This window comes from Mycobacterium sp. E740 (assembly GCF_001672895.1).
In the GTDB taxonomy this organism is placed as follows: Bacteria; Actinomycetota; Actinomycetes; order Mycobacteriales; family Mycobacteriaceae; genus Mycobacterium.
This window is the reverse complement of the sequence record NZ_LZKP01000007.1, coordinates 1-22,468: the sequence shown is the minus strand read 5'-3', so window position 1 is coordinate 22,468 and position 22,468 is coordinate 1. Positions and strand designations below refer to the sequence as shown.

Below are 22,468 nucleotides of genomic sequence, written 5' to 3'. Positions count from 1 at the left end.
TGTGCTAGCGCCCTTGACCACCCCTCGGTTGGGAGCTGCCCCAGAAGGCGGCGATCCACAGCCGCTCGAGGGCTTCGACCGCGCGGTTCGGGTCGATGCCGCGGCCGACGAAGCTGCTGTCGTGGGTCAACGTCATCGTCGTCGTCGCAGCCAGCGTGCGCACCAGCGCCGGCAGATCATCGGAGATCGGCTGCGCATCGGCATCCTGCTCGAGCAGCGCGATCAGTTTCTCGATGATGCCGTCGTAGAAGTCGTCCATCATCTCGCGGATCTTGGCGTCGGTGTTGCGGGCCACCGCGCACGCCGACAGCACCGGGTCGTCATTGGCGTAGACCGCGGCGGCGCTGCCGACCATCCGTTTGGCGAACGCCGCGGGCGTCTCACCAGGCTCCCGCGGGGCGAAGTGGTGGGTCAGGCTGTCGAGCATCTCCCCGGCGTCAGCGAGGATCACCGCGAGCACCGCATACTTTGAATCGAAGTAGAAGTAGAAACCCGACCGGGCGACACCGGCACGCTCGCTGATCGCGCTGACCGAGAGGTCGGCGAAGGGGCGTTCCTGCACCAGTTCGCGCACGGCGTTGACAATCGCGTCGCGCTGCCGGTCGCCGCGACTGCGGCGCGATTGCGGTGCTGGTTGAGCGGTCATCGTCCTAGACCTTCGCACCGCGCCGCCGCAGGACAAAACTTGACATGCGTCAAGTCTGCCATCCAGGATGATGATCAGAGTGACAACGGCCACAGTCCTTGGGTTCAGGAGAACGAATGGCAACGATCAGCACCACGGATTACCTGCTCGACCAGGCGAAGCGGCGCCTCACCCCCACCTTGAACAACCTGCCGCTCGGGCCGATCGAGAAGCGCCTCAACAACCGCGAGTGGAAGCAGTTCACACTGGCTGAGCCGCCGCCGGGAAGCAGCCTCAAACCGGTCATGGGCGATGCCGGCCTGCCGGTCGTCGGGCACATGATCGAGGCGTTCCGGGGCGGTCCGGACTATGTACTGGACGTCTACCGCAAGTACGGGCCCGTCCACTACGCGTACTCCCCCGCCCTCTCGTCGGTGTCCGCGCTGGGGCCGGACGCCACCCAGGCCGTCTTCTCCAACAAGAACAAGGACTACTCGCAAAAGGGCTGGCACCCGGTCATCGGCCCGTTCTTCAACCGCGGCCTGATGTTGCTCGACTTCGAAGAGCACATGTTCCATCGCCGGATCATGCAGGAGGCGTTCACCCGAACCCGGCTGTCCGGCTACATCGAACACATCGACCGGGTCGCATCCAAGGTGGTGGCCGAGGACTGGGTCGCCAACGACCCGCGCTTCCTCCTGCATCCGGCGCTCAAGGAACTCACTCTCGACATCGCCTCGGTGGTGTTCATGGGACATGAACCGGGCACCGACCACGAGCTGGTCACCAAGGTGAACCAGGCTTTCACCACGACGACGCGCGCCGGCGGGGCCATCATCAGGACCAGCGTGCCGCCGTTCAAGTGGTGGCGCGGCCTGCAGGCGCGCAAGGTGCTGGAGAACTATTTCGAGGAGCGGGTCAAAGAGCGCCGGAACTCAGGCGGCACCGACATGCTCACCGTGCTCTGCCACAGCGAGGACGAGGACGGCAACAGGTTCAGCGACGACGACATCGTCAACCACATGATCTTCTTGATGATGGCCGCGCACGACACCTCGACCTCGACGCTCACCACGATGGGTTACCACCTGGCGGCCAACCCCGAGTGGCAGGAACGTTGCCGCGACGAGTCCTCGCGGCTGGGTGACGGGCCGCTGGACATCGAGGCGCTGGAGAAGCTCGAGACCCTCGACCTGGTGATCAACGAGTCGTTGCGGTTGGTCACCCCGTTGCCGTTCAACGTTCGCCAGGCGGTTCGCGACACCGACCTGCTGGGCTACTACATTCCGGCGGGCACCAACATCGTCACCTGGCCCGGCATGAACCACCGGCTCCCGGAGCTGTGGACGGATCCCGACAAGTTCGACCCCGACCGCTTCGCCGAGCCCCGCTCCGAACACAAGAAACACCGCTACGCGTTCGCGCCGTTCGGCGGCGGTGCGCACAAGTGCATCGGCATGGTTTTCGGCCAACTCGAGATCAAGACCGTGATGCACCGACTCCTGCGCAAGTACCGCCTGGAGCTGCCGCGGCCGGGTTACACACCGCGCTACGACTACGCCGGCATGCCCGTGCCCATGGACGGCATGCCGATCGTGCTACGCCCGCTGCACTGACGCGTTCGCCAGCAGCCGATTGGCGCAGGCGATCACCGCGCTCAACGCTGAGTGCGTCGGATCGTCGGAAAGTCCCATGGCCCATTCGGCGCGCATACCGTCGGAGCCACGGATGAACGTCGCGGTGCGTTCGCCGGCGTGCATCTGGTGAAAAGCGGTCATTTCCACCGAGATTCCGCTCTCGTAGAGCATCGCCGTCAGCGCGGCGACGGGTCCCGATGCCGCCGCCGATGTCGTGCAGATCCGGTCGCCGATCGCGAGCGTCGCCCGATAGTTGCGCGCCTGTGGGCCCAACCGGGTGGCGGGGCGATCACCGTCGGCGCGACTCCATGCGCCCAGTCGAAGCGGGCCCGAACTGGGTGAGTACTCGGCGAGAAACGATTCAAAGGACATCGCGTCGGCCTCCTCGCGCAGGCCACGCGGTATCGGGGCGTCGATGTGAGCCGCGAACGTGGGCGGCGCTGCGCTGATAGCAGATTCTGTTGCGAACGAGATGGTCATATGCCGGTCTTCTCTTGGTGAGGAAGTGACCGACTACGTAGCGACGACCCACAGCGAGGGGTCGGTCAGGATCAGACCCCGCTGCGGGTTGCTACTACGAGTCGCCTCGGCACGCGTCCGATCGTAGACGGCGGGCTACCCGACCGCAAAGGGGTTTCGCCGCCTCGTGGCTCCGGCTACATCGAGGGCCGTAACGTGTGGCGGATGTCGTCGGGCCGCCGGTGAACTGGGCACTGCTGTTCGCCGCCGGCGTCCTCGGCGGCTTGACCGGCAGTATCGCCGGGCTGGCCTCCGTGGCGACCTATCCGGCCCTGCTCCTGTTCGGTCTGCCTCCGGTGACCGCGAATGTGACCAACACGGTGGCGCTGGTGTTCAACGGCGTGGGATCGGTGTTGGGATCACGTCCTGAGCTCGAGGGCCAGGGCCGCTGGATCAGACGCACCGCGCCGGTGGCCGTGCTCGGCGGCGCGGCCGGCGCCGCGCTGCTGCTGTCCACACCTGCCGAAGGTTTCGAGAAGGTGGTACCGATCCTGCTCGGCATCGCCTCGATCGCAATCCTGTTGCCGCGCAATACTTCTGCTGATGGGCCGGAGCGTCACCGCGCCCGAGCACTTCTCGAGTTCACCGCGATCCTGCTGATCTGTCTCTACGGCGGCTATTTCGGCGCGGCCGCGGGGGTGCTGTTGCTTGCGCTCCTCCTGCGCACCGGCCATGAGTCGCTCGCGCATGCCAACGCGGGCAAGAACGTGATCCTCGGCGCGGCGAACGCGGTCGCTGCGGTGATCTTCGCAGCGCTGGCGCCGGTGCACTGGTGGGCGGTGCTGGTGCTGGGCTTCGGCTGCCTCATCGGATCTCGCCTGGGGCCGATCGTCGTCCGGCATGCGCCGGCCGGGCCGTTACGGGTGCTGATCGGAGTTGCGGGTGTCGCGCTGGCGGTCAAGCTGGGAGTGGACGCATACCGGGGCTAGAGCTGGAACGGGCTGTCGCCCTTGACGACTCGGGTGCCCAGGTCGATGAGGTTCTGCGCGTTCGCGTGCAGCCGCTCCCCCGCGTCTCGGCTCGCCTGACCGACCAGGAAGCGCGACCAGGTGCCCTCGATGACGATGCCCAGCTTGAAACACGCCATCGCGATGTACCAGTCGAGGTGGGATGTTTCGCGGCCACCGGCGCCGAGGTAGGCGTCGAGGAGTTCTCGGCGGCTGGCGAGGCCGCCGAGCGCGGCCAGCCGCGCGCCCGCCGTGATCGTGTTGGTTTCCAGCGGCCAGCAGATCAGCATCCAGCCCAGGTCCAGCAGCGGGTCGCCGATCGTGCACATCTCCCAGTCGACGAACGCCGCCAGCTCCGGCCTGTCGCGACGCAGCAGCACATTGCTCAGATGCGGGTCGCCGTGCATGACGCCGGGCCTGCCTTCCGGCGGCAGGTTCGACGACAACCACTCGGCGAGCTCGGTCACGGCCAGCGACTCGGGGTCGTACCGGTCGTGCCGATAACTTTCGAGCAGCCGAAGGAACTGCGGCACTTGGCGCTCCAGAAACGAACCGGGCCGCTTGAGTTCGGCCAGCGGGCTGCCTTCCCACTCGACCTGCCCGAGCATCGCCAGACTCGCCGCATAGGACAGCCCCACCTGATGGCGCATGACCGGGTCGCGTTCGTAGGCCTCCGCCATGTCGTCGCCGGGATTGAAGCCGTCGACCTCTTCCATCAGGTAGAACACCACCCCGAGGACGCTCAGGTCGTCGCACCCGGCGATGAAGCCGGGGTGCGGCACCGGCGTGCCCGCCAGTGTGCGCAGCGCCGCGATCTCGCGCAGCATCGTCTTGTCACTGGTCGGCCGCGGGTGCGCCGGCGGTCTGCGCAGCACCATGGGCCGGCCGTCGACGCGCAGCCGCACCACGATGTTCTGCGTTCCACCGGTCAGCGGTTCGACGTCGCTCACCGTCGACCCCAGCCCCCGCTGTCGGGCCCACTTCTGCAGCGCCGCCTGGTCGTCCTGACTCAGTGTCGGCAGCACAGGCACGTCGTCGGGCATGCAGTCATCGTGTCAGACCGCCCGGCAGCCACGGGTTTACTTGGGGGCGAAGCGCTGGCCCGCATCCAGCCGCAGGCACTGGCCGTTGAGCATCGGGTTCTCGACGATCGCGGCGACCAGCTTCGCGTACTCCTCCGGCTTACCCAGCCGCTTCGGGAAAGCCGCATCCTTGGTCAGCGCCTTGGCGAACTCGTCGGGGATGCCCTCGGTCAGGCCGGTGGCGAACAGGCTCGGCGCGATCGCCAGCGCCCGGATGCCGAGGCTGCCCATGTCACGAGCCATCGTCAGGCACATCCCGGCGATCGCGGCCTTGGACGCGGTGTAGGCGACCTGCCCGATCTGTCCCTCGAACGCGGCGATCGAGGCGGTGTTGATGATGACGCCGCGTTCCTCCTGCTCGTCGTCGACGAGATCCTGCTGGCTCATCTGCCAGCCCGCCAGCCGGCTGATGTTGAAGGTGCCGATGAGGTTGAGGTCCACGCACTTGCGGAACGTGTCCAGGCTGTGCGGGCCGTCCTTCTTGACGGTGCGCTCCGCGGCGCCGCCGCCGGCCGTCGTCACGATGATGTGCAGTCCGCCCAGCGAGTCGATGGCCTCCTTCAGCACCTTCTCCGTGCCTTCGAAGTCGGTGACGTCCACCTCGAAGAAGGAGCCGCCGATCGCGTCGGCCACCTCCTTGCCCTTCGACTGCGGACGGTCCAGCACCGCCACATCCGCGCCGCGCTGCGCCAACAACTCGGCCGTCGCCTTGCCGAAGCCCGATGCACCGCCGACGACGATCGCCTTCTTGCCCGAGATCTCCACCTGGGGTCTCCCCTTTCCAAAAAATGCCCGAATCGTAAAGCAACCTAGCTGACGTCACCCTTCGGTAAGCCTCTCGGGTCGCCAACGTGAGTACTTTGGCGGCATGACGGCCCGCAGCACGACCGCGATGGGCGGGATAGCGGCGGCCGCGGTCGCTCTCGGAGTGACCCAACTCCTCGCCGCGTTCGTAGGTCCGCAGGCCGACGCGCGCACCGCGGTGGGCTCCAGTGTCATCGATTTGACGCCCGGCCCGGTGAAGGAATGGGCGATCCAGAGCTTCGGCACCACAGACAAACTCGTCCTTTCGATGCTCGTGCTCGCGGTCATCGCGGTCCTGGCCGCGGCGACGGCGGCGTTCGAGACGAAACGCCTCCCGATCGGCAGCGTGGCGATCGGCGCGGCAGGCGTCGCCGGGTGCGCTGCGGTGTTGTCCCGCGCGGGATCGAACCTGCTGGACGTCGTGCCGACCGTGGTCGGAACCGCGTGCGGTGTGGCCGTGCTGCGCCTGCTCGTCTCGGGCCGGTTCACCGACGCGCCACAACCCGCCGACGACGGTCCAGACCACGGACGACGGCTGTCGCTGGTGACGCTGGGCTTCCTCGGGGCAGGGGCGCTGACGGGTGTCGCCGGCGTCGTGCTCGCGCGTCTGACGACGTCCGTCGCGGGCGACCGCAACGCCTTTGCGCTGCCGCCGATCGACGTGGCCGCTGCGCCCGTGCCACCGACCGTTCAGCCGAAAGGCGTTGCGTTGCCATCGTTTGTCACGAGCAACGCCGACTTCTACCGCATCGACACCGCGCTCGCCGTTCCGCAGTTGAGCCGCGAGAACTGGCAGTTGCGCATTCACGGCATGGTGGATCACGAGATCACCTACCGCTTCGCCGATCTGGAAAGGTTCGACGTCGTCGAGAAGCTGGTCACGCTCACATGTGTGTCGAACCCGGTCGGGGGCAACCTCATCGGCAATGCGACGTGGACCGGCTACCGAACCCGAGACCTGTTGGCCGAAGCTGGGATTCATCCTGACGCTGACATGGTGCTGTCGACGTCGATCGACGGGTTCACCGCGGGCACTCCGGTCGACGCGCTCACCGACGATCGCGACGCGATGCTGGCGGTCGGCATGAACGGCGAGCCGCTGCCGACGGAGCACGGCTATCCCACGCGGCTGGTGGTGCCGGGCCTGTACGGCTATGTCTCGGCGACGAAGTGGGTCGTCGACCTGGAAGTGACGCGGTTCGACCGGGCCGAGGCGTACTGGACGCGACTCGGTTGGTCGGCGCGCGGGCCGATCAAGACGTCGTCGCGGATCGACGTACCACGCAGCGGTCAGCAGATACCCCGCGGGGCGGTGACATTCGGCGGCGTGGCCTGGGCGCAGCACCGCGGGGTGCGCGGCGTCGAGGTACGCATCGACGGCCCGGACCGCCAAGGAGACTGGCAGCGAGCCAATCTCGGCGCGGCCTACTCCAACGACACCTGGCGATTGTGGAGTTTCAAGTGGCAGGCCACCCAGCCGGGACGCCACACTGTCACCGTTCGGGCCACCGACAACACCGGTGCCGTGCAGACCGGCGATGTCGCCGCGCCCGTGCCCGACGGCGCCACCGGCTGGCACAGCGTCGACTTCACCGTCTCGTGACCAGCCCTCCTTTGGCGCGAGTGACCGTGTCTGTACACCGACACGCCGGAAAAGTACGGACAAATGCGGTCATCCCCTACTGGCGTGTGGGCCCACGCGCTCAACGAGGGACCCGTGACAGGCTGAACCCGTGCAGTTGCTCGACGTGGCCACCGCCTCCGCCGACGTCGGCGCCTCGTCGTCACGGCTGGCCAAGACCGCCAGGATCGCCGATCTGCTGCGCCGCGTCGGCGAGGAGGACGACGCCGGCCAGGTGTCAATCGTCGTGTCGTGGCTGTCGGGTGAACTGCCCCAGCGCCAGATCGGCGTCGGGTGGGCCGCTTTGCGCTCACTGCCGCCTCCGGCGACGACGGCGGTTCTGACGGTCCCGGACGTGCATGCGCGTTTCACCGAGATCGGGCAGGTCGCGGGCAAGGGATCCCAGGCGCGGCGTAGCGGGTTGCTCGGCGAACTGTTCAGCACCGCGACGGCAGCGGAGCAGACGTTTCTGCGCAGGCTGCTCGGCGGCGAGTTGCGCCAGGGTGCGCTGATCGGCGTCATGGCCGACGCAGTCGCCAAAGCCGCAGACGTTCCGGCTGCCGCGGTGCGACGCGCGGCGATGCTCGGCGGTGAACTGCCCGCCGTCGCGGCCGCTGCGCTGACCGACGGCGAGGTAGCGCTCGAACAGTTCACGCTCACCGTCGGCAGACCCGTCGGCCCGATGCTTGCGCAGACGGCCGCCGGCGTCGGCGAAGCGCTCGAACGCCTTGGTGGCACAGCCGTTTTCGAGGCGAAGCTGGATGGCGCCCGTGTACAGCTGCACCGGTCCGGTGACACGGTCTCGGTCTACACCCGCAGCCTCGACGACGTGACCGCGCGCCTCCCCGAGGTGGTCGACGCGGCGTTGGCCCTACCCGTCACAACCCTGATCGCCGATGCCGAGGCGATCGCCCTGCGGCCCGACGGACGTCCGCACCGCTTCCAGGTGACCGCGTCGCGCTTCGGTCGCTCCGCCGACATCGCTGCCGCCGCGGCGGCACAGCCGCTGTCGGTCTTCGTCTTCGACCTGCTGCACGTCGACGGTGTCGACCTGTTCGACAAGCCGACCAGGGAGCGCATCGAGGTGCTGGACGCGCTGGTGCCGAAGGCGAACCGCGTCGACCGTCTCATCACCGCCGACGCCGCCCAGGCCGAGGGCTTCCTGGAGGCAACACTTGCTGCGGGCCACGAGGGTGTGATGGCCAAATCGCTCGATGCCCCCTACGAAGCGGGACGCCGCGGCGCCGGTTGGCTCAAGGTCAAGCCCGTGCACACCCTCGACCTCGTGGTGCTGGCGGTGGAATGGGGCTCGGGCCGTCGCACCGGCAAGCTGTCCAACATCCACCTCGGCGCCAGAGATCCCGAGACCGGTGAATTCGTCATGCTCGGAAAGACTTTCAAAGGGATGACCGACGCGATGCTCGAATGGCAGACGGCGCGGTTCCTCGAGTTGGCCGTCGGCCCCACCGACGGTTACGTCGTCAGGGTGCGCCCCGAGCAGGTCGTCGAGATCGCGTTCGACGGCGTCCAGGGCTCCTCACGCTATCCCGGCGGGATGGCTTTGCGGTTCGCCCGGGTGCTTCGCTACCGCGACGACAAGAGCCCCGCTGAAGCCGACACGATCGACACAGTGCGCACCTTCTACCAGCGCGGAAGCTAAAGCCGCGGATTTGACGTGGCACCGGCGCGGCCGATGAAAAGATCGCCTCATGGCATCCCCCACCGCGGCCGTCAAGCGCACCGAAGAAACCGACGGCCACGTCACCTACATCCGCACCGACGAGGATCTGCCTCCGGTAGCGATCATCGACAGGTCGCCGATCACCGTCCGGCATCGGATCATCTTCGGAATCATCGCCGTCGTCGGCGCAGTGGCATGGGCGGTGATCGCGTTCTTCCGCGGCGAGACGGTCAACGCCGTCTGGTTCGTGATCGCCGCGATCTGCACCTACGTCATCGGTTTTCGGTTCTACGCCCGGCTCATCGAGATGAAGATCGTCCGCCCGAACGACGAACATGCCACTCCCGCAGAGCTGTTCGAGAACGGCACGGATTACATGCCTACCGATCGACGGGTGCTGTTCGGCCACCACTTCGCGGCGATCGCCGGTGCCGGACCACTCGTCGGCCCAGTCCTGGCCATGCAGATGGGTTATCTGCCCGGCACCGTCTGGATCATCATCGGTGCGGTGGTCGCGGGTTGCGTCCAGGACTATCTCGTGCTGGCGATCTCCACCCGGCGGCGCGGTCGCTCGCTCGGTCAGATGGCCCGCGACGAACTCGGAACGATCGGCGGCGTGGCCGCCATCGTCGGCGTGCTCGGCATCATGGTGATCCTGCTGGCGGTGCTGGCGCTGGTCGTCGTCGGCGCGCTCGCCGAAAGCCCTTGGGGCGTCTTCTCGATCGCGATGACAATTCCGATCGCGATCTTCATGGGCCTGTATCTGCGGTTCCTCCGCCCGGGCCGGGTGTCGGAGGTTTCGCTGATCGGTGTCGTCCTGCTGCTGCTCGCCGTCGTGTCCGGCGGTTGGGTCGCCGAAACAACCTGGGGCGCCGACTGGTTCACGCTTTCGAAAGTGACGTTGTCATGGGCCATCATCGTCTACGGGTTCGCCGCCTCGGTGCTGCCGGTGTGGTTCCTGCTGGCGCCCCGCGACTATCTCTCCACGTTCATGAAGGTCGGCACCATCGCGCTGCTGGCGGTGGGGATCATGTTGGCCCGACCGGTCATGGAGGCGCCGGCGGTTTCGGCGTTCGCCGGTCAGGGCACGGGTCCGGTGTTCGCCGGCTCGCTGTTCCCGTTCCTGTTCATCACGATCGCCTGCGGCGCACTGTCAGGGTTTCACGGGCTGATCTCCTCGGGCACCACGCCCAAACTGTTGGAGAAGGAAGGACAGATGCGCCTGATCGGCTACGGCGGCATGCTCACCGAGTCGTTCGTCGCGATCATGGCGCTGATCACCGCGGCGATCCTCAATCAGCACCTGTACTTCGCGATCAACGCCCCCGCGGCCTCGACGGGAGCCACCGCGCAGACCGCTGCGGCCTATGTCAACAGCTTGCCGGTCGACAGCCCGCCGGTGAACGCCGAGCAGATCACTGCAGCCGCCGAGAGCGTCGGCGAGGAGTCGATCGTCTCCAGGACCGGCGGTGCGCCGACGCTGGCGTTCGGCATGTCCGAGGTTCTCAGCAAGGTCTTCGGCGGTGACACGCTCAAGGCGTTCTGGTACCACTTCGCGATCATGTTCGAGGCGCTGTTCATCCTGACCACCGTCGACGCCGGCACCCGGGTAGCCCGGTTCATGCTCTCCGATGGCTTGAGCAACGTGGGTGGTCCGCTGCGCAGGCTCAAAGACCCGAGTTGGCGTGTGGGAGCGTGGATCTGCAGCCTGATCGTGGTGGCGGCGTGGGGCAGCATCCTGCTGATGGGTGTTACCGATCCGCTCGGTGGCATCAACACGCTGTTCCCGCTGTTCGGCATCGCCAACCAACTGCTGGCCGCAATCGCGTTGACGGTCGTGACGGTGGTGGTCGTGAAGAAGGGCTTGCTGAAATGGGCGTGGATACCAGGCGTCCCGCTGTTGTGGGACCTGACGGTGACGATGACCGCGTCGTGGCAGAAGATCTTCTCGGGCGATCCGAAGGTCGGCTACTGGACGCAGCACTTCCAGTACCGCGACGCGATGGAGGCGGGTAAGACGGCGTTCGGCGCGGCGAAGAACGCCGACCAACTCGACGCGGTCATTCGCAACACGTTCATCCAGGGCACGCTGTCGGTTGTGTTCGCGGTGCTTGTTCTGATCGTGTTCGTCGCCGGAATCATCATGGTGGTGCGGACACTCCGCGGCACCGCGTTGCCGACGACTGAGGACGAACCGGTGCCGTCGCGGCTCTTCGGCCCGTCGGGTCTGGTCATGACCAAGCCGGAGAAGGAGGTGGCCAAACAGTGGGACGCGTTGTCGAAGTCTTCCAGCAAATCGCCTGGTACTGTGGCGAATTGATGGGTGACACCCACTACCGCCGCTACGTCGAGCACCGGTCGCGTACCCATCCTGGTGAACCCCTGCTCTCCGAACGCGAATACTGGCGAATGCGGCACGCCGCCACTGAGGCCAACCCGGCCGCTCGCTGCTGTTAAGTCAACTCATAGCGGATCGGCAGGTGCTTGAGCCCGCCGACGAAGATCGTCGCGATGTGTTCAGGCTGGCCGGCGAGCTCTATCGATGTCAACCTCGGGACGAGCTCGCTGAAGAAGCTGTTGATCTCCATCCTGGCCAGCGCGGCACCGAGGCAGAAGTGCACACCGTACCCGAATGCGTTGTGCTTGTTGGGTTCACGACCGATGTCGAATCGGAACGGCTCGTCGAAGACGTCCTCGTCGCGGTTCGACGACGCATACGACAGGAGCACTGATTCGCCCTCGGCGATCGGCACCCCGCGAACGGTGGTATCAGCGCGAGCTGTTCGCATGAACTCCTTCACCGGAGTCACCCAGCGGATCATCTCCTCGACGGCCGACGGCATCAGGCTCATGTCTGCTCGCAGGCGGTCCAACTGATCGGGATGTTCGATCAGCGCCTGCAGGCCACCGGAGACGACGGCGCTGGTGGTGTCGTGACCGGCAGCGGCGACGATCGCGTAGTAGGAGACCGTCTCGATGTCGGACAGCGGTTCGCCGTTGATCGTGGCGTTGGCGATCTCGGAGGCGAGGTCCTCGGTTGGATTCTGGCGGCGCGAGGCCGTGACGTCGGTGAAGTAGGCGAACATCTCGAGCAGAGCCATCATCTGCTCTTCCTTCGTCGTGCCGCGCTGTAGTTCGGCGTCGTCGTTGCCGAAGAGTTCCTGGGTGTACTTGAGCATCTGGGGGAAATCCGACTCGGGCAACCCCAGCATCGACATGATGACGTACAGCGGATAGTTGACTGCGACCTCTTGGACGAAGTCGCATTCCGGGCCTGACTCCAGCATGCCGTCGACGAACCGCTTGGCCAACTCGTCGACACGAACCTTCAACGCGCGCATGGCTTTCGGCCGGAACCAGTTGGCGCCGATCGCACGGATCACCCGGTGCTGCGGATCGTCCATGTGTATCAGCGTGTTGATGCCCACCGCAGCCTGTTGTTCGTCGGCCTCCTGCGTCATCAGCACCGGTCGTGGCGAGTTGGTGAACAGTGTGTCGGCACGCTCGATCGCCATGATGTCGGCGTGCTTGGTGATCGCCCAGAACGGCCTATACCCGGGAACGTCCACCCACGATACGGGGGCGGTGGCGCGCAGGTGCGCCAGCGCGGCATGCAGCTTGGGCTCGTCGGCGTAGACCGCCGGATCGGCCAACACTTTCGCCGCTTCGTCGATGACACGAGTGCTCATGGCTCCTCCTCGCTCATGGTTCGCGCAGGTCTCGAATCACTTGAGACACAGTCTCGTCGGGCATCGTGGAGGGAAAGCCGATCATCACCCGGTCGATCACCTCGTCACACCGATCCCGAATCTTGGCCGCCAGCTTGTCGATCGGCGCGACGGCGGCGAAGGCGTCGAGGACCTCGTCGTCGATCAGCGTGCCCATCGTGTCCCACTCCCCGTCGAGGCTGAGCCGGTGCAATTCGCTGTGCAGCTCACCCCAGCCGTGCAACTCGAGCACCTTGCGATACGCCGGAGTCGAACCGTAGAAGGCGATCTGCTTGCGGGTGGCGACGGCGGCAGCCATGAGGGCTTGCTCGTCGTACCCGGTCACCACGAAGATCGGGCAGGAAACCTGGAAGTCGCTGCGCCGTCGTCCCGACCGGGTCATGCCCCGCTGCAGCGCCGGGACGGTCACCTCCTCGAAATATCGTTTAGTCGTGAACGCATGCACCAGGATCCCGTCGGCGACCTCGCCGGCCATCTCGGTCATCGCCTCACCGACCGCGGCCAGGAACACCTTGGGCATGCCGTAGTCGTGCGGTTCCGGGGTGAACATCGGCGTCATCAGCTTGTGCGTGTAGAAGTCGCCTTCGAACTGCAACCGCGTCCCCTCGTGCCAGCACGTCCAGATCTCGTGCATCGCACGGACGAATTCGCCCATCCGGCGCACCGGCTGGCTCCACGGCATGCTGAAACGTTTCTCGATGTGCGGCTTGATCTGCGAGCCGAGGCCCACGATCAGGCGTCCGCGCGAGAAGTCCTGCAGGTCCCAGCCGATGTTGGCGACAGTCATCGGATTACGGGCGAATGCGACCGCGATGCTGGTGCCGAGTTCCAAGGTTTCGGTGTGCTCGGCCGCGAGCGTCAGCGGCAGGAACGGGTCGTGGGCCACCTCGGCCGTCCAGCACCCGTCGTAACCGCGTCGCTGTAGCGCGCTCGCCGCCCCCGCGACGTTGGCCAGTTGGCTCGAAACCGCCCCGTCGACCTTCAGGCCGGCGCCGCTCAGCATGGTCGTAGACGCTACAGTAAGCAATTCAGTATGGTCAACGAGGACGTTCCGGTGCGACGATCGCCGTGCGAGGACAGGAGTTGTCATGACCGACGCCGAAGGTTGGGGGCACACGCTCGACGAGTTGTCCCGTCGACGCCGGCATGCCCACGGCATGGGCGGCACTGAACGACTGGCCAAGCACCACGGCAAGGGCAAACTCGACGCCCGCGCACGCCTCGACCATCTCCTCGACAAGGGCACGTTCCGCGAGTTCGGCACGCTGGTCGGCGGAGACATCGCCGCCGACGGCATCATCGCCGGCTCCGGGCTCATCGACGGCAAGCCGGTGATGGTCGGCTCAGAGGATTTCACGACCCTGGCGGGCAGCATCGGGCCGGGCGGTAACGCAAAGCGATACCGGTTGGCGGAGTTGGCGTTACGCGACAGGATTCCGCTGGTGATGCTGCTCGAAGGGGCAGGCTTTCGGCCCAGCGGTGAGCACTACGGCCGCACACCGACCGACCTGCTCGCCCAGGCGCAGTGTTCCGGCAAGGTGCCGATGGTCGCCGGTCTGCTGGGACCTTCGGCCGGCCACGGCGCGCTCGTCGCGCCCGTCTGCGACTGGACGATCATGAGCCGCCAGGGCGCGATCTTCACGGCCGGGCCGCCGGTGGTCAAAGAGTCGACGGGCGAGGAGATCTCGAAAGAGGACCTCGGCGGGCCGGGCGTCGCGCTGGCCAGCGGCGTGATCCACAACCTCGCCGAGGACGACGAGGCCGTGCTCGACGACATCCGTCGCTACCTGTCCTACTTCCCGCCCAGCGCATGGTCCTATCCGACGGCGCTTGCCACCGATGAGGCAGCCGAACCGCGCTCCACCGCCGAACTGCTGGAGATCGTGCCCCGCGGTAACCGGCGCGTGTACGACATGCGGCGCGTACTCGACGTGGTGTTCGACCAACCGGACTGGTTCGAGGTGCAGCCGAAGTTCGGTCCGGCGATCATCTGCGCACTGGCCCATCTGGGCGGCCATCCCGTCGCAGTGGTGGCGAACCAGCCCAAGGTGCTCGCCGGTTCGATCGACGCCGACGCCGCCGACAAGGCCGCGCATTTCATCACCGTGGCCGACTCGTTCCACCTGCCGATCGTGTTCCTGGCCGACAATCCCGGCATGCTGCCCGGCAGCCGGTCGGAGAAAACGGGTGTATTGCGCAGCGGTGCGCGGATGTTCGCCGCGCAGACGGCCGCGACGACGATCAAGCTGCATGTCACGCTGCGCAAGGCCTATGGTTTCGGGTCAATGGTGATGTCGCTGTTGGGGTTCGACAACCAGAGCGCGACGTTCGCCTACCCCGGCGCGACGATGGGCGCGATGAGCGCGGCTGCGCTCAGCAAGGCCTCTCACGCAGGCGAGGATGTCGAGGCGCGGCTGCGCAAGTTGGAGGTCGAAGCGTCGTTCCGGTCGGCGAGCCACCTCGGTTTCGACGACCTCATCCATCCCGAGGAGACCCGCAACGCCCTACTGGCGGCGCTGCGGCGCGGCGTCTACAGTCGTCAGGCCGCCGCAGAACCGGTGTCCCGCACTGTCATCACGCCGTAGCGCGGTATGCGGCGACGATCGGTTCGAGTTCGTCGGGCGTGGCCCCGTGCATGATGAGCGCGTCGGCGCCGTAGTCGAACTCCTTGCGAACCCGCTCGACGCACTGCTGCGGCGAGCCGGTGGCGGCCGGCTCGAGCCATTCGTCCGGGATCAGCGTCGCGATGTGCTCGATCTGCTCGGCAGAAGCCTTGTGGTCGATACCGCCGGGGATCGACTGCACCACCTTGTCATCCCGGAAGCGCTGCAGCACAGCCGGATCCCAGCCGTTTGTAGAAACCAGCAGATCGCCGTATCCCTGAAGGTACGTCGCCAGCCGGGCGACCGTCTTTTTCAGCCGCAGCTCCTCGGGCAGATGGTCGCCGACCGTGGCGAAGCATGACCACACCCGCACGCGGGCAGGGTCCCGGCCCGCCTGTTCGGCGGCGTCCTTGACCGTTTTGACCGCGCGCTGCAACGTCTCTGGCGTGAAGTAGGTGTGCAGGATGACATCGTCGAACGCCCGGCCGCCCAGCGCCAGCGTCTGCGGACCGAACGCGACGATCGCCAGCCTGATGTCCTCGTCGAAGTCCGGGTCGAGGAACAGCACCTGGTACTTGCCGATGGGACCGTCGTGGTTGAAAATCAGCTCGCCGCGCCACAACCTGCGCATGACGCCGGCGAAGTCCTCCATCTGCGCGGTGGTCACAGCAGGGATCCCGAACGCGCCGTAGATGGCGCCGATACCGCGCCCGATGCCGAGGGTGAAGCGTCCTCCGGAAAGCCGGTGCATCGTGGTGGCCCATGAACCGGTGATCAGTGGATGACGAGTGTTGTGATTCGTTGCGGCCGTCGCGATTTGCATGCGCGAGGTCACCGCACAGGCCGCGCCGACGAGCGAGGACGCCTCTTTGACGTTCCACCGCTCGGAGATGAACGCGGTGCCGAACCCCAGAACCTCACCGCGCCGTGCCTCGTCCATCAGACTGGCCGGGCCTTCCCCTCCCGCGCCGGCCAGCAGGTAGTAGCCCAGTTCGTCGAGCACCCGGTCCGTCACGCCCAAACTCCTTGCTTGTAGCCGCAGTTCCACACTTCGACGATCCTGCCGTCGACTACCCGGAAGACTTCCATGCTGCCGATCGGCATGTCGTCGCCACCGGTGAGCCTGCTCGTCATCTGGTAGACGATCGCGACGTGCTCACCGTCGTCGCCCGCGACGACGATCGGCAGATCGAAGCGCAACGCGTCGAACATCGCCCACCTGTCCTTGACGCGCTGCACGGCCTCAGCATGGGTCAGCGTCGTCACCTCGCCCACGTCGTGGCGGATCACGGTGTCGCCCAACAACTCCTCAGCAAGCGCGAAGTCGCGCTCGTTCCAGACCACCAGGTTGTACAGCTCGACGACTTCGCGGGCCGACCGGGTCATGCGAACACCTCCAGAGCGTCGATGGCGTCGATGGCCGCGACCGCCCGATCGGTGAGCGTCAGGCACAGCCGTCTGGAACGGTCGGGAAGAGCGTCCCAGCCGTTGAGGGTGATGACGGGAAGGACCATCAGGTAGACAGCCGCGAACCGGTAGTGCCGCCACGCTTCGTCGAACCCGTAATCGGTGACGCCGTGCGCCGCGACGTGCTCGAGATACTCGCGCAGCAGCGCCTCGTCGTGTCCCGTCCTCGCCGCGCTGGGCAGGCCCTGCGTGACGAGGTACGCCAAATCCGCCGCGCCCGCGCCGCGTGAGGCGAACTGGAAGTCGACGACCTTCATCTGATCGCCCGAGAAGAAGAGGTTGTCGGCGCGGATGTCGCCGTGCAGCAGCATGTCACGTTCGGTGAGCACCGACAGCGCCTCGCCCGCGCGCTGCGCGAAGCGCTCGGCGAACGTGGCGATCGGTTCGGGCACCGCAGCCTCGGTGTGCGCGCGATAGATGTCCCAGCCCGGCGCGAACGCGGGCAGCAGCAGGTCACGGGCAATCGCCGTGTCGATGCTCGGAAAGTGCTCGAGCACAACCGAATTACTCTTCTGACACGACCACGCGTGCAATCCGGCAAGTTGGCGGATACACGTGCGGGCCTGGGGCATCGAGAGCCCAGCCAGGTGGTCGGCGTTGTCCCAGTCCGCGAGATCCTCGAGCAGCAGCACGAAGTCGACTCCGTTGTCAGCCATCCGGGCGGTGTAGACACGCGGCGTCTGCATCGGCGCGCGCCCGGCGACGTTGCGGTAGAACGCCAATTCGCGCCGGTAGCCGCCCAGCAGGTCCATCGCGCCGCGCGCCTCGGACTGCGCGGGCAGCTTGGCGATCAGCGTGGGTGGGAGCTCGGAACCGCTCAGGTGCAAGCGGTACAGCAGCGACGAAAATCCGCTGTCCACTGCGATCTGCTCGACGCGCACATCCTCCACCGTCGCACCGGTGAGGTCGGCGTCGGACCGCAGCGCCTGGGTCAGCCAGCGGGCATCCAGCCCGTCGATACCGGCGGGGACGGCGGCGGTGCTCGACGTCACGGCCGACTGTCCTGCGCAGCGACCGATTCGAGGAAGCGCTCTGAAGCGGCCTGCACGCCCGGAGCGAGCAGGTGTCCGACGTGGCTGCCGGGGTGCCAGTACATCTCACCGCCCCAGCGGTAGTGCAACTGCTCGGCGGGCTCGCGGCGCGCCATCCGGTCATGCCAGGCTCCGACGATCAGTCGCCGATCGGGCGGTGCGGACGGCTCGAGCGCCTGGTAGTCGACCAGCGACATCATCTGCTCGACGGGTTCTGACCGCAGCAGATCGGCGGTTTCGAACACGGATGGACCCCACCTGCCCAGGTGCGCGGCAATCATCGCGTTGAGTCCGAAGATCGGGGTGTACACCGCGACGGCGTCGACCTGCTCGAGATGCGCGACGAGCCCCGCCACCGGGCTGCCCATCGAAACTCCAGAAACCACAACGCTGCTCGCCTGCGGGCGCAGCCAGCGCACGACCGCGCGCACCTCGGAGACCACCCGGATCAGGCCCGCGAGGTTGTTCAACGGGTCCATGTTCGGGTACGACGGCGGTTGATGACGCCGGACTCCGCAGCCGGGCTGCACCGGCATCGCGATGTTGTAGCCGAGTCGCTCCTGAAGCCGGCGGGCCCGGGAGAACAGCAGATCCATCGGCGTGCCCTGGCCCGCGCCGTGCACCCACACCAGCCACGGCCTTCGCTCGTTGCCGTGTCGGCACACGTGCACCACTGCGGCGGCGGGGTCGCCGTAACCCTCGGCAGCCAGCGGGCCTGGCAGGTGCGGGTCGTGTTCGAAGACCACCTGTTCGTATCGGCTGCGGCCGAAGCGACGCCGGTGGATCGAGTTCGGCTGCAACGGATCCGGTTCCGTGTGCACACCCATGGCGCCGAGGGGCGACAGCTGCTCCGCGGCGATGGCACACGAGTCGACCGAACGTTCGAGCTTCGGTGGCGGCGCGGTCAGTGTCAGGCCCGTCAGCGCCAACTCGTCGAGCGCCACCTCGCCCAGCTGACGAACACCCTTCGCCGTCCACGGTTCCCAGTCATCGGCCCCGCGTACGGCGGCATGTGCGCGCGGCAGCACGCCGACGAAGTCGCGACCGATTCGGTGAACACGCTCGGCCACCCTCATGCGAGCTTGAACCCGCTGTATCCGGCTTCGGCAACCTCATCACAGCGTCGTCGGTACTCGGGAATCCCTGCGACGTAACCCATGTACATCCGTTTCTTGCCGGGCATGTTGCCACCGTTGTACCAGGAGTTGCACGTCGGATGGACGAGCACGGTCGGGGCGACGAGCGATGCCGTGTGCTCGATCCACTCGCGCTGGGCGTCCGTCAGTGCCTCGATGGTGCGATGGCCGTGGCCCCGCAGATAGGCGATGCAATCGCCGATCCACTCCACATGTTGTTCGAGCGCGGTCACGAAATTGCTTGCCGGCGCGGGGCTTCCGGGAGCTTGCACGATGAACAGATTCGGAAAGCCGGCCACCGCGATGCCGAGGTAGGCGCACGGTCCCTCCGTCGTCCAGAAGTCGGCGAGCGACATCGAGTCGCGGCCGGTGACCGCGATCCGGGTCATCGCCCCCGTCATCGCGTCGAATCCGGTGGCGTAGATGATGACGTCGAGTTCGTACTCGCCCTGTTCGGTGCGGATTCCGGTCGGGGTGACCTCGACGATCGGCCCTCGGCGCAGGTCGACCAGCGACACGTTGCCGCGGTTGAAGGTCTCGTAGTAGCCCTGGTCGATGATCGGGCGTTTGCACCCGAAGGGATGTGAGGGCGTCAGGGCCGCCGCTGTCTCGGGGTCCTTGACGATGCGAGCCACGGCCTCGCCGTAGAGCTTGGCGGCCATCTGATTGGCCTCGATGTCGAAGAAGACATCGCCCCAACTGAGCGCGCCGATCACGCCACCTTCCTCGACGGCACGCAGTTGGTCCTCGCGCGACGCCGACTTCAGCGGCGGTTTGGCCATCATCTCGAACATCACCGAAAACGCACTGAGCCGAGCAGCGCCGACGGCGTGTTCGCGCTGCGCCGCCCGGATCTCGGCGTAGTTCGCCTTCAACTCGTCGAGTTCGCCGTCGTCGAAAGGCCGCACCCGCCACGGCAGCGTGTACGCGGGTGACCGTTGGAACACCGTGAGGTGGCCGGCCTGCTGGGCGACGACGGGGATGAGTTGCACTCCGGTGGAACCGGTACCGATGACGCCGACCCGTTTGCCGGTGAGGTCGACGGACTCCTTGGGCCACTTGCTCGTGAACAGCGACAGCCCTTCGAATGTGTCCATCCCCGGAATGTCCGGTTCTTTCGGCACCGACAGGATTCCGGCCGCCGCGACGACGAAGGGTGCGGCGAGGGTCTCGCCGGCCGCGGTGCGCACGTCCCACTGTGCGGCGGCCTCGTCGAACGTCATCGCGACGACCTCGGTGTGAAAGCGGATATCGCGCCGCAGGTCGAGGCGGTCGGCGACGAAGTTCAGATACGCCTCGATCTCGGGCTGAGCGGGCATCGTCTCCGTCCAGACCCACTCCTGCTGGATCTCGTCGGAGAAGCTGTAGGAGTACTCGATGCTCTCGATGTCGCAGCGCGCACCGGGGTACCGGTTGAAAAGCCAAGTGCCGCCGACATTCTCGGCCTTCTCGAGAACGACCACCCGCAGCCCCTGTGCACGCAGCCGATGCAGCGCGTACAGACCGGAGAACCCGGCCCCGATGACGATCGCGTCAAAGCGAGCTGTGTCGGCTGTGATCACAAGTCAGCACCTCACGTGTGGAAGCGGAGATACTGTAACTATTACAGTATCTCCCCGGCCGGCTGGCGCTTTTCCGGTAAACCTCTCCGTCAGCCACGATGCGCCAACTCCTGAAACCGCTACAGTAAGCTGTTCCATTAGTTCGCGGACGCGGGAGGCGACTGGGCATGAAAGTACCGTTCACCTGGAAGGTCACCGGCTGGTTCATGATCGGCTGGTCCGCGGAATTCCCCGCAGGTGAAACGCGGCCGCTGCGGTATTTCGGCGACGACCTCGTGGCCTACCGCGACGAGGCCGGTGAGCTGCATGTGCTCTCAGCGCACTGCCGGCATCTCGGTGCGCACATCGGCCACGGCGGCAAGGTCGTGGGTGACTGCGTCGAATGTCCCTTCCACGGCTGGCGGTGGGGCCCGGACGGGACCAACCGCTACATCCCCTACCAGCCCGACCGGCCCAACAAGGCCCTGCGACTGCGCGTCTATCCGGTCGTCGAGCAGTACGGCTGCGTCTTCGCGTGGCATCAACCCGACGGCAAAGACCCGCAATGGGAGATGCCCGATCTGTTTCACAAGTTTCCGCAGTTCCCCACCGATCCGGAGGCGTATTACCGTCCGTTTCCGGAGTTTTCGAGCCGCGCCGAGCGTGAGCCGGTGCATCCGCAGATCGTCGCGGAGAACGGTCCGGACAGCGCGCACTTCCATTACGTCCACGGGGCGACCGTCACCCCGGTCTGCCTGAAGTGGGAGGCCGTCGACGAGGAGTGGCGTTTCCTCACCGGCTGGCCCGACGTGCGCAGCGACGACCCCGACAAGATGGCCTTGTACATCCACAGCCACTTCTCCGGCTTGGGTTTCGCGATCAGCGCGTTCGAGGGCTCGTCGAACCACCGGCTGATCTTCGCCTGCACTCCTGTCGAGGACGGCTACTCCGACATGTTCTATTCGATCTGGTGGCCCCGGCTCCCCGGCGACACGTCGGACATACCGCCGGACTCGGTGCGCCAGCAGGTGGAACGGCAGTTCATGGGCACGGTGTGGGACGACCTCAACATCTGGCGCTACCAGGAGTACGTCGAACGACCCGCGCTGTCCAAGGTGGACGCCAAGCCCTATATGGCCATGCGCAAGTGGGCGACGCAGTTCTACGAGGCGCCGGCTCCGGTATGAGAGTCGACCTGGGCGAGATCGCCGCACCCGCCCACACCGCGATCGTCACTCAGGAGTGTCAGGGTGCAGTGGTCGGCCCCGACGCCGGCCTCAAAGCTCTGGCCGAGGAAGCCCGACGCGAAGCTGTGCCCAACATCGAAAGGCTGCTGCCCGCCGCGCGCAACGCCGGACTGAGGGTGGTGCACTGCCTGGTCCAGCGGCGGCCCGACGGTCAGGGCGCCAACCACAACGCGAAGATCTTCACCATCGGCAGCGGGGTCGCGATCACCCCCGGCACACCGGGCGCCGAGCTGCTCCCCGAGCTCGGACCGCGACCGTCCGACGTCGTGCTTCGCCGGTGGCACGGCATCGGCCCGATGGGCGGCACCGATCTGGACGCCGTGCTCCGCAATCTCGGGGTCTCGACGATCGTCGCTGTCGGGGTGTCGGTCAACGTCGCGATCACAAACCTGGTGATGGACGCCGTCAACGCCGCGTACCGCGTCGTCGTGCCGCGTGACGCGGTGGCAGGCATCCCCACCGAGTACTCGAATGCGATCATCGACAACACGTTGTCGCTGCTGGCGACGATCACCACCACCGACGAACTGATCGACACCTGGAAGTAGTCAGTGACCGATATCGAGGACCACATCCGCGAATTCGCCCGGGTCAAACCGACTGTGGGAGCCCCGGAGATGGGCCGCTTCATAGCGGCAGTGCGCACACGTCCTCGAGCAGCGCGGCGGTGTCGTCCCACAGCGCAGGCTCGGGATCACACGAGACGGTGATGTCCTGCAACCTGCGCACTGCCGCTATGAAGCGGCCCATCTCCGGGGCTCCCACAGTCGGTTTGACCCGGGCGAATTCGCGGATGTGG

General features: G+C 66.6%; 20 protein-coding genes. 9 read left to right on the top strand and 11 right to left on the bottom strand.

The window, feature by feature from the left end:
- Positions 1-4: 4 nt before the first annotated feature.
- Positions 5-646: a TetR/AcrR family transcriptional regulator gene (locus tag A5663_RS00375; protein ID WP_068142925.1), complete on the bottom strand. Its 642-nt coding sequence runs from the start codon at positions 644-646 to the stop codon at positions 5-7.
- 116 nt (positions 647-762) lie between these two features.
- Here A5663_RS00375 and A5663_RS00370 point away from each other — a divergent pair, with 116 nt between their 5' ends.
- On the top strand, positions 763-2,241 hold the full coding sequence (locus tag A5663_RS00370) for a cytochrome P450 (RefSeq protein WP_068142924.1): 1,479 nt from the start codon (positions 763-765) through the stop codon (positions 2,239-2,241).
- Here A5663_RS00370 and A5663_RS00365 read toward each other — a convergent pair.
- The gene (locus A5663_RS00365; protein WP_197503249.1) at positions 2,224-2,742 is read right to left on the bottom strand and encodes a homocitrate synthase; all 519 of its coding nucleotides are present in this window, start codon (positions 2,740-2,742) and stop codon (positions 2,224-2,226) included. The two genes, A5663_RS00370 and A5663_RS00365, sit on opposite strands and share 18 nt — an antisense overlap.
- Before the next feature lie 197 nt (positions 2,743-2,939).
- Between A5663_RS00365 and A5663_RS00360 the strand changes: the two genes are divergently transcribed.
- Positions 2,940-3,710 carry a sulfite exporter TauE/SafE family protein gene (locus tag A5663_RS00360; protein ID WP_369816567.1) on the top strand — a complete coding sequence of 257 codons (771 nt, stop codon included), beginning with the start codon at positions 2,940-2,942 and terminating at the stop codon, positions 3,708-3,710.
- On the opposite strand, the gene A5663_RS00355 is transcribed toward A5663_RS00360, so the two are convergent.
- The gene (locus A5663_RS00355) at positions 3,707-4,771 is read right to left on the bottom strand and encodes a phosphotransferase family protein (RefSeq protein ID WP_068142923.1); all 1,065 of its coding nucleotides are present in this window, start codon (positions 4,769-4,771) and stop codon (positions 3,707-3,709) included. The two genes, A5663_RS00360 and A5663_RS00355, sit on opposite strands and share 4 nt — an antisense overlap.
- A 36-nt stretch (positions 4,772-4,807) precedes the next feature.
- On the bottom strand, positions 4,808-5,575 hold the full coding sequence (locus tag A5663_RS00350; RefSeq protein ID WP_068142922.1) for an SDR family NAD(P)-dependent oxidoreductase: 768 nt from the start codon (positions 5,573-5,575) through the stop codon (positions 4,808-4,810).
- Positions 5,576-5,678: 103 nt separating this feature from the next.
- Between A5663_RS00350 and A5663_RS00345 the strand changes: the two genes are divergently transcribed.
- The 4 genes from A5663_RS00345 to A5663_RS22405 all read left to right on the top strand — a co-directional run bounded on the left by A5663_RS00345 (position 5,679) and on the right by A5663_RS22405 (position 11,373).
- The gene (locus tag A5663_RS00345; protein WP_068142921.1) at positions 5,679-7,217 is read left to right on the top strand and encodes a molybdopterin-dependent oxidoreductase; all 1,539 of its coding nucleotides are present in this window, start codon (positions 5,679-5,681) and stop codon (positions 7,215-7,217) included.
- Positions 7,218-7,347: 130 nt separating this feature from the next.
- Entirely contained in the window at positions 7,348-8,895 is a 1,548-nt protein-coding gene (locus A5663_RS00340) for an ATP-dependent DNA ligase (protein ID WP_068142920.1), read from the top strand.
- A 49-nt stretch (positions 8,896-8,944) separates the two neighbouring features.
- On the top strand, positions 8,945-11,236 hold the full coding sequence (locus A5663_RS00335; RefSeq protein WP_068142919.1) for a carbon starvation CstA family protein: 2,292 nt from the start codon (positions 8,945-8,947) through the stop codon (positions 11,234-11,236).
- Positions 11,182-11,373, top strand: coding sequence for a YbdD/YjiX family protein (locus A5663_RS22405; protein WP_082973866.1), 192 nt, complete (start codon positions 11,182-11,184; stop codon positions 11,371-11,373). The genes A5663_RS00335 and A5663_RS22405 overlap by 55 nt, the downstream gene beginning before the upstream one ends.
- On the opposite strand, the gene A5663_RS00330 is transcribed toward A5663_RS22405, so the two are convergent.
- A complete protein-coding gene (locus A5663_RS00330) occupies positions 11,370-12,605 on the bottom strand; it encodes a cytochrome P450 (protein ID WP_068142918.1) in 1,236 nt (411 codons plus the stop codon). The genes A5663_RS22405 and A5663_RS00330 overlap by 4 nt on opposite strands.
- 13 nt (positions 12,606-12,618) lie before the next feature.
- The gene (locus A5663_RS00325; RefSeq protein WP_068142917.1) at positions 12,619-13,647 is read right to left on the bottom strand and encodes an LLM class F420-dependent oxidoreductase; all 1,029 of its coding nucleotides are present in this window, start codon (positions 13,645-13,647) and stop codon (positions 12,619-12,621) included.
- A gap of 85 nt (positions 13,648-13,732) precedes the next feature.
- Here A5663_RS00325 and A5663_RS00320 point away from each other — a divergent pair, with 85 nt between their 5' ends.
- Complete coding sequence (locus tag A5663_RS00320; protein ID WP_068142916.1) at positions 13,733-15,229, top strand: acyl-CoA carboxylase subunit beta; 1,497 nt, start codon at positions 13,733-13,735, stop codon at positions 15,227-15,229.
- Here the strand turns inward: A5663_RS00320 and A5663_RS00315 are convergent.
- Genes A5663_RS00315 through A5663_RS00295 form a run of 5 tightly spaced genes read right to left on the bottom strand, consistent with a single transcriptional unit; the run spans position 15,219 to position 20,443 of the window.
- The gene (locus A5663_RS00315) at positions 15,219-16,295 is read right to left on the bottom strand and encodes a TIGR03857 family LLM class F420-dependent oxidoreductase (RefSeq protein ID WP_369816566.1); all 1,077 of its coding nucleotides are present in this window, start codon (positions 16,293-16,295) and stop codon (positions 15,219-15,221) included. The two genes, A5663_RS00320 and A5663_RS00315, sit on opposite strands and share 11 nt — an antisense overlap.
- Positions 16,259-16,633, bottom strand: a complete 375-nt coding sequence (locus A5663_RS00310) for a nuclear transport factor 2 family protein (RefSeq protein WP_068142915.1) — start codon at positions 16,631-16,633, stop codon at positions 16,259-16,261. The genes A5663_RS00315 and A5663_RS00310 overlap by 37 nt, the downstream gene beginning before the upstream one ends.
- Positions 16,630-17,706 carry a phosphotransferase gene (locus tag A5663_RS00305; RefSeq protein WP_068142914.1) on the bottom strand — a complete coding sequence of 359 codons (1,077 nt, stop codon included), beginning with the start codon at positions 17,704-17,706 and terminating at the stop codon, positions 16,630-16,632. Before A5663_RS00305 ends, A5663_RS00310 begins: the two co-directional genes overlap by 4 nt.
- On the bottom strand, positions 17,703-18,821 hold the full coding sequence (locus A5663_RS00300; protein ID WP_068142913.1) for an esterase: 1,119 nt from the start codon (positions 18,819-18,821) through the stop codon (positions 17,703-17,705). The genes A5663_RS00305 and A5663_RS00300 overlap by 4 nt, the downstream gene beginning before the upstream one ends.
- Entirely contained in the window at positions 18,818-20,443 is a 1,626-nt protein-coding gene (locus tag A5663_RS00295; protein WP_156744218.1) for an NAD(P)/FAD-dependent oxidoreductase, read from the bottom strand. The genes A5663_RS00300 and A5663_RS00295 overlap by 4 nt, the downstream gene beginning before the upstream one ends.
- Positions 20,444-20,610: 167 nt before the next feature.
- Between A5663_RS00295 and A5663_RS00290 the strand changes: the two genes are divergently transcribed.
- Both A5663_RS00290 and A5663_RS00285 read left to right on the top strand, forming a co-directional pair.
- Positions 20,611-21,609, top strand: a complete 999-nt coding sequence (locus A5663_RS00290) for an aromatic ring-hydroxylating dioxygenase subunit alpha (protein WP_068142912.1) — start codon at positions 20,611-20,613, stop codon at positions 21,607-21,609.
- Positions 21,606-22,217, top strand: a complete 612-nt coding sequence (locus tag A5663_RS00285) for a cysteine hydrolase (RefSeq protein ID WP_068142911.1) — start codon at positions 21,606-21,608, stop codon at positions 22,215-22,217. Before A5663_RS00290 ends, A5663_RS00285 begins: the two co-directional genes overlap by 4 nt.
- The last annotated feature ends 251 nt before the right edge of the window (positions 22,218-22,468 follow it).

Coding starts and splice junctions, on each gene's coding strand:
- A5663_RS00325 (WP_068142917.1), bottom strand. CDS start 13,647: ATGCTGAGCGGCGCCGGCCTGAAGGTCGACGGGGCGGTTTCGAGCCAA.
- A5663_RS00375 (WP_068142925.1), bottom strand. CDS start 646: ATGACCGCTCAACCAGCACCGCAATCGCGCCGCAGTCGCGGCGACCGG.
- A5663_RS00370 (WP_068142924.1), top strand. CDS start 763: ATGGCAACGATCAGCACCACGGATTACCTGCTCGACCAGGCGAAGCGG.
- A5663_RS00290 (WP_068142912.1), top strand. CDS start 20,611: ATGAAAGTACCGTTCACCTGGAAGGTCACCGGCTGGTTCATGATCGGC.
- A5663_RS00320 (WP_068142916.1), top strand. CDS start 13,733: ATGACCGACGCCGAAGGTTGGGGGCACACGCTCGACGAGTTGTCCCGT.
- A5663_RS00335 (WP_068142919.1), top strand. CDS start 8,945: ATGGCATCCCCCACCGCGGCCGTCAAGCGCACCGAAGAAACCGACGGC.
- A5663_RS00300 (WP_068142913.1), bottom strand. CDS start 18,821: ATGAGGGTGGCCGAGCGTGTTCACCGAATCGGTCGCGACTTCGTCGGC.
- A5663_RS00345 (WP_068142921.1), top strand. CDS start 5,679: ATGACGGCCCGCAGCACGACCGCGATGGGCGGGATAGCGGCGGCCGCG.
- A5663_RS00355 (WP_068142923.1), bottom strand. CDS start 4,771: ATGCCCGACGACGTGCCTGTGCTGCCGACACTGAGTCAGGACGACCAG.
- A5663_RS00285 (WP_068142911.1), top strand. CDS start 21,606: ATGAGAGTCGACCTGGGCGAGATCGCCGCACCCGCCCACACCGCGATC.
- A5663_RS00330 (WP_068142918.1), bottom strand. CDS start 12,605: ATGAGCACTCGTGTCATCGACGAAGCGGCGAAAGTGTTGGCCGATCCG.
- A5663_RS00310 (WP_068142915.1), bottom strand. CDS start 16,633: ATGACCCGGTCGGCCCGCGAAGTCGTCGAGCTGTACAACCTGGTGGTC.
- A5663_RS00365 (WP_197503249.1), bottom strand. CDS start 2,742: ATGACCATCTCGTTCGCAACAGAATCTGCTATCAGCGCAGCGCCGCCC.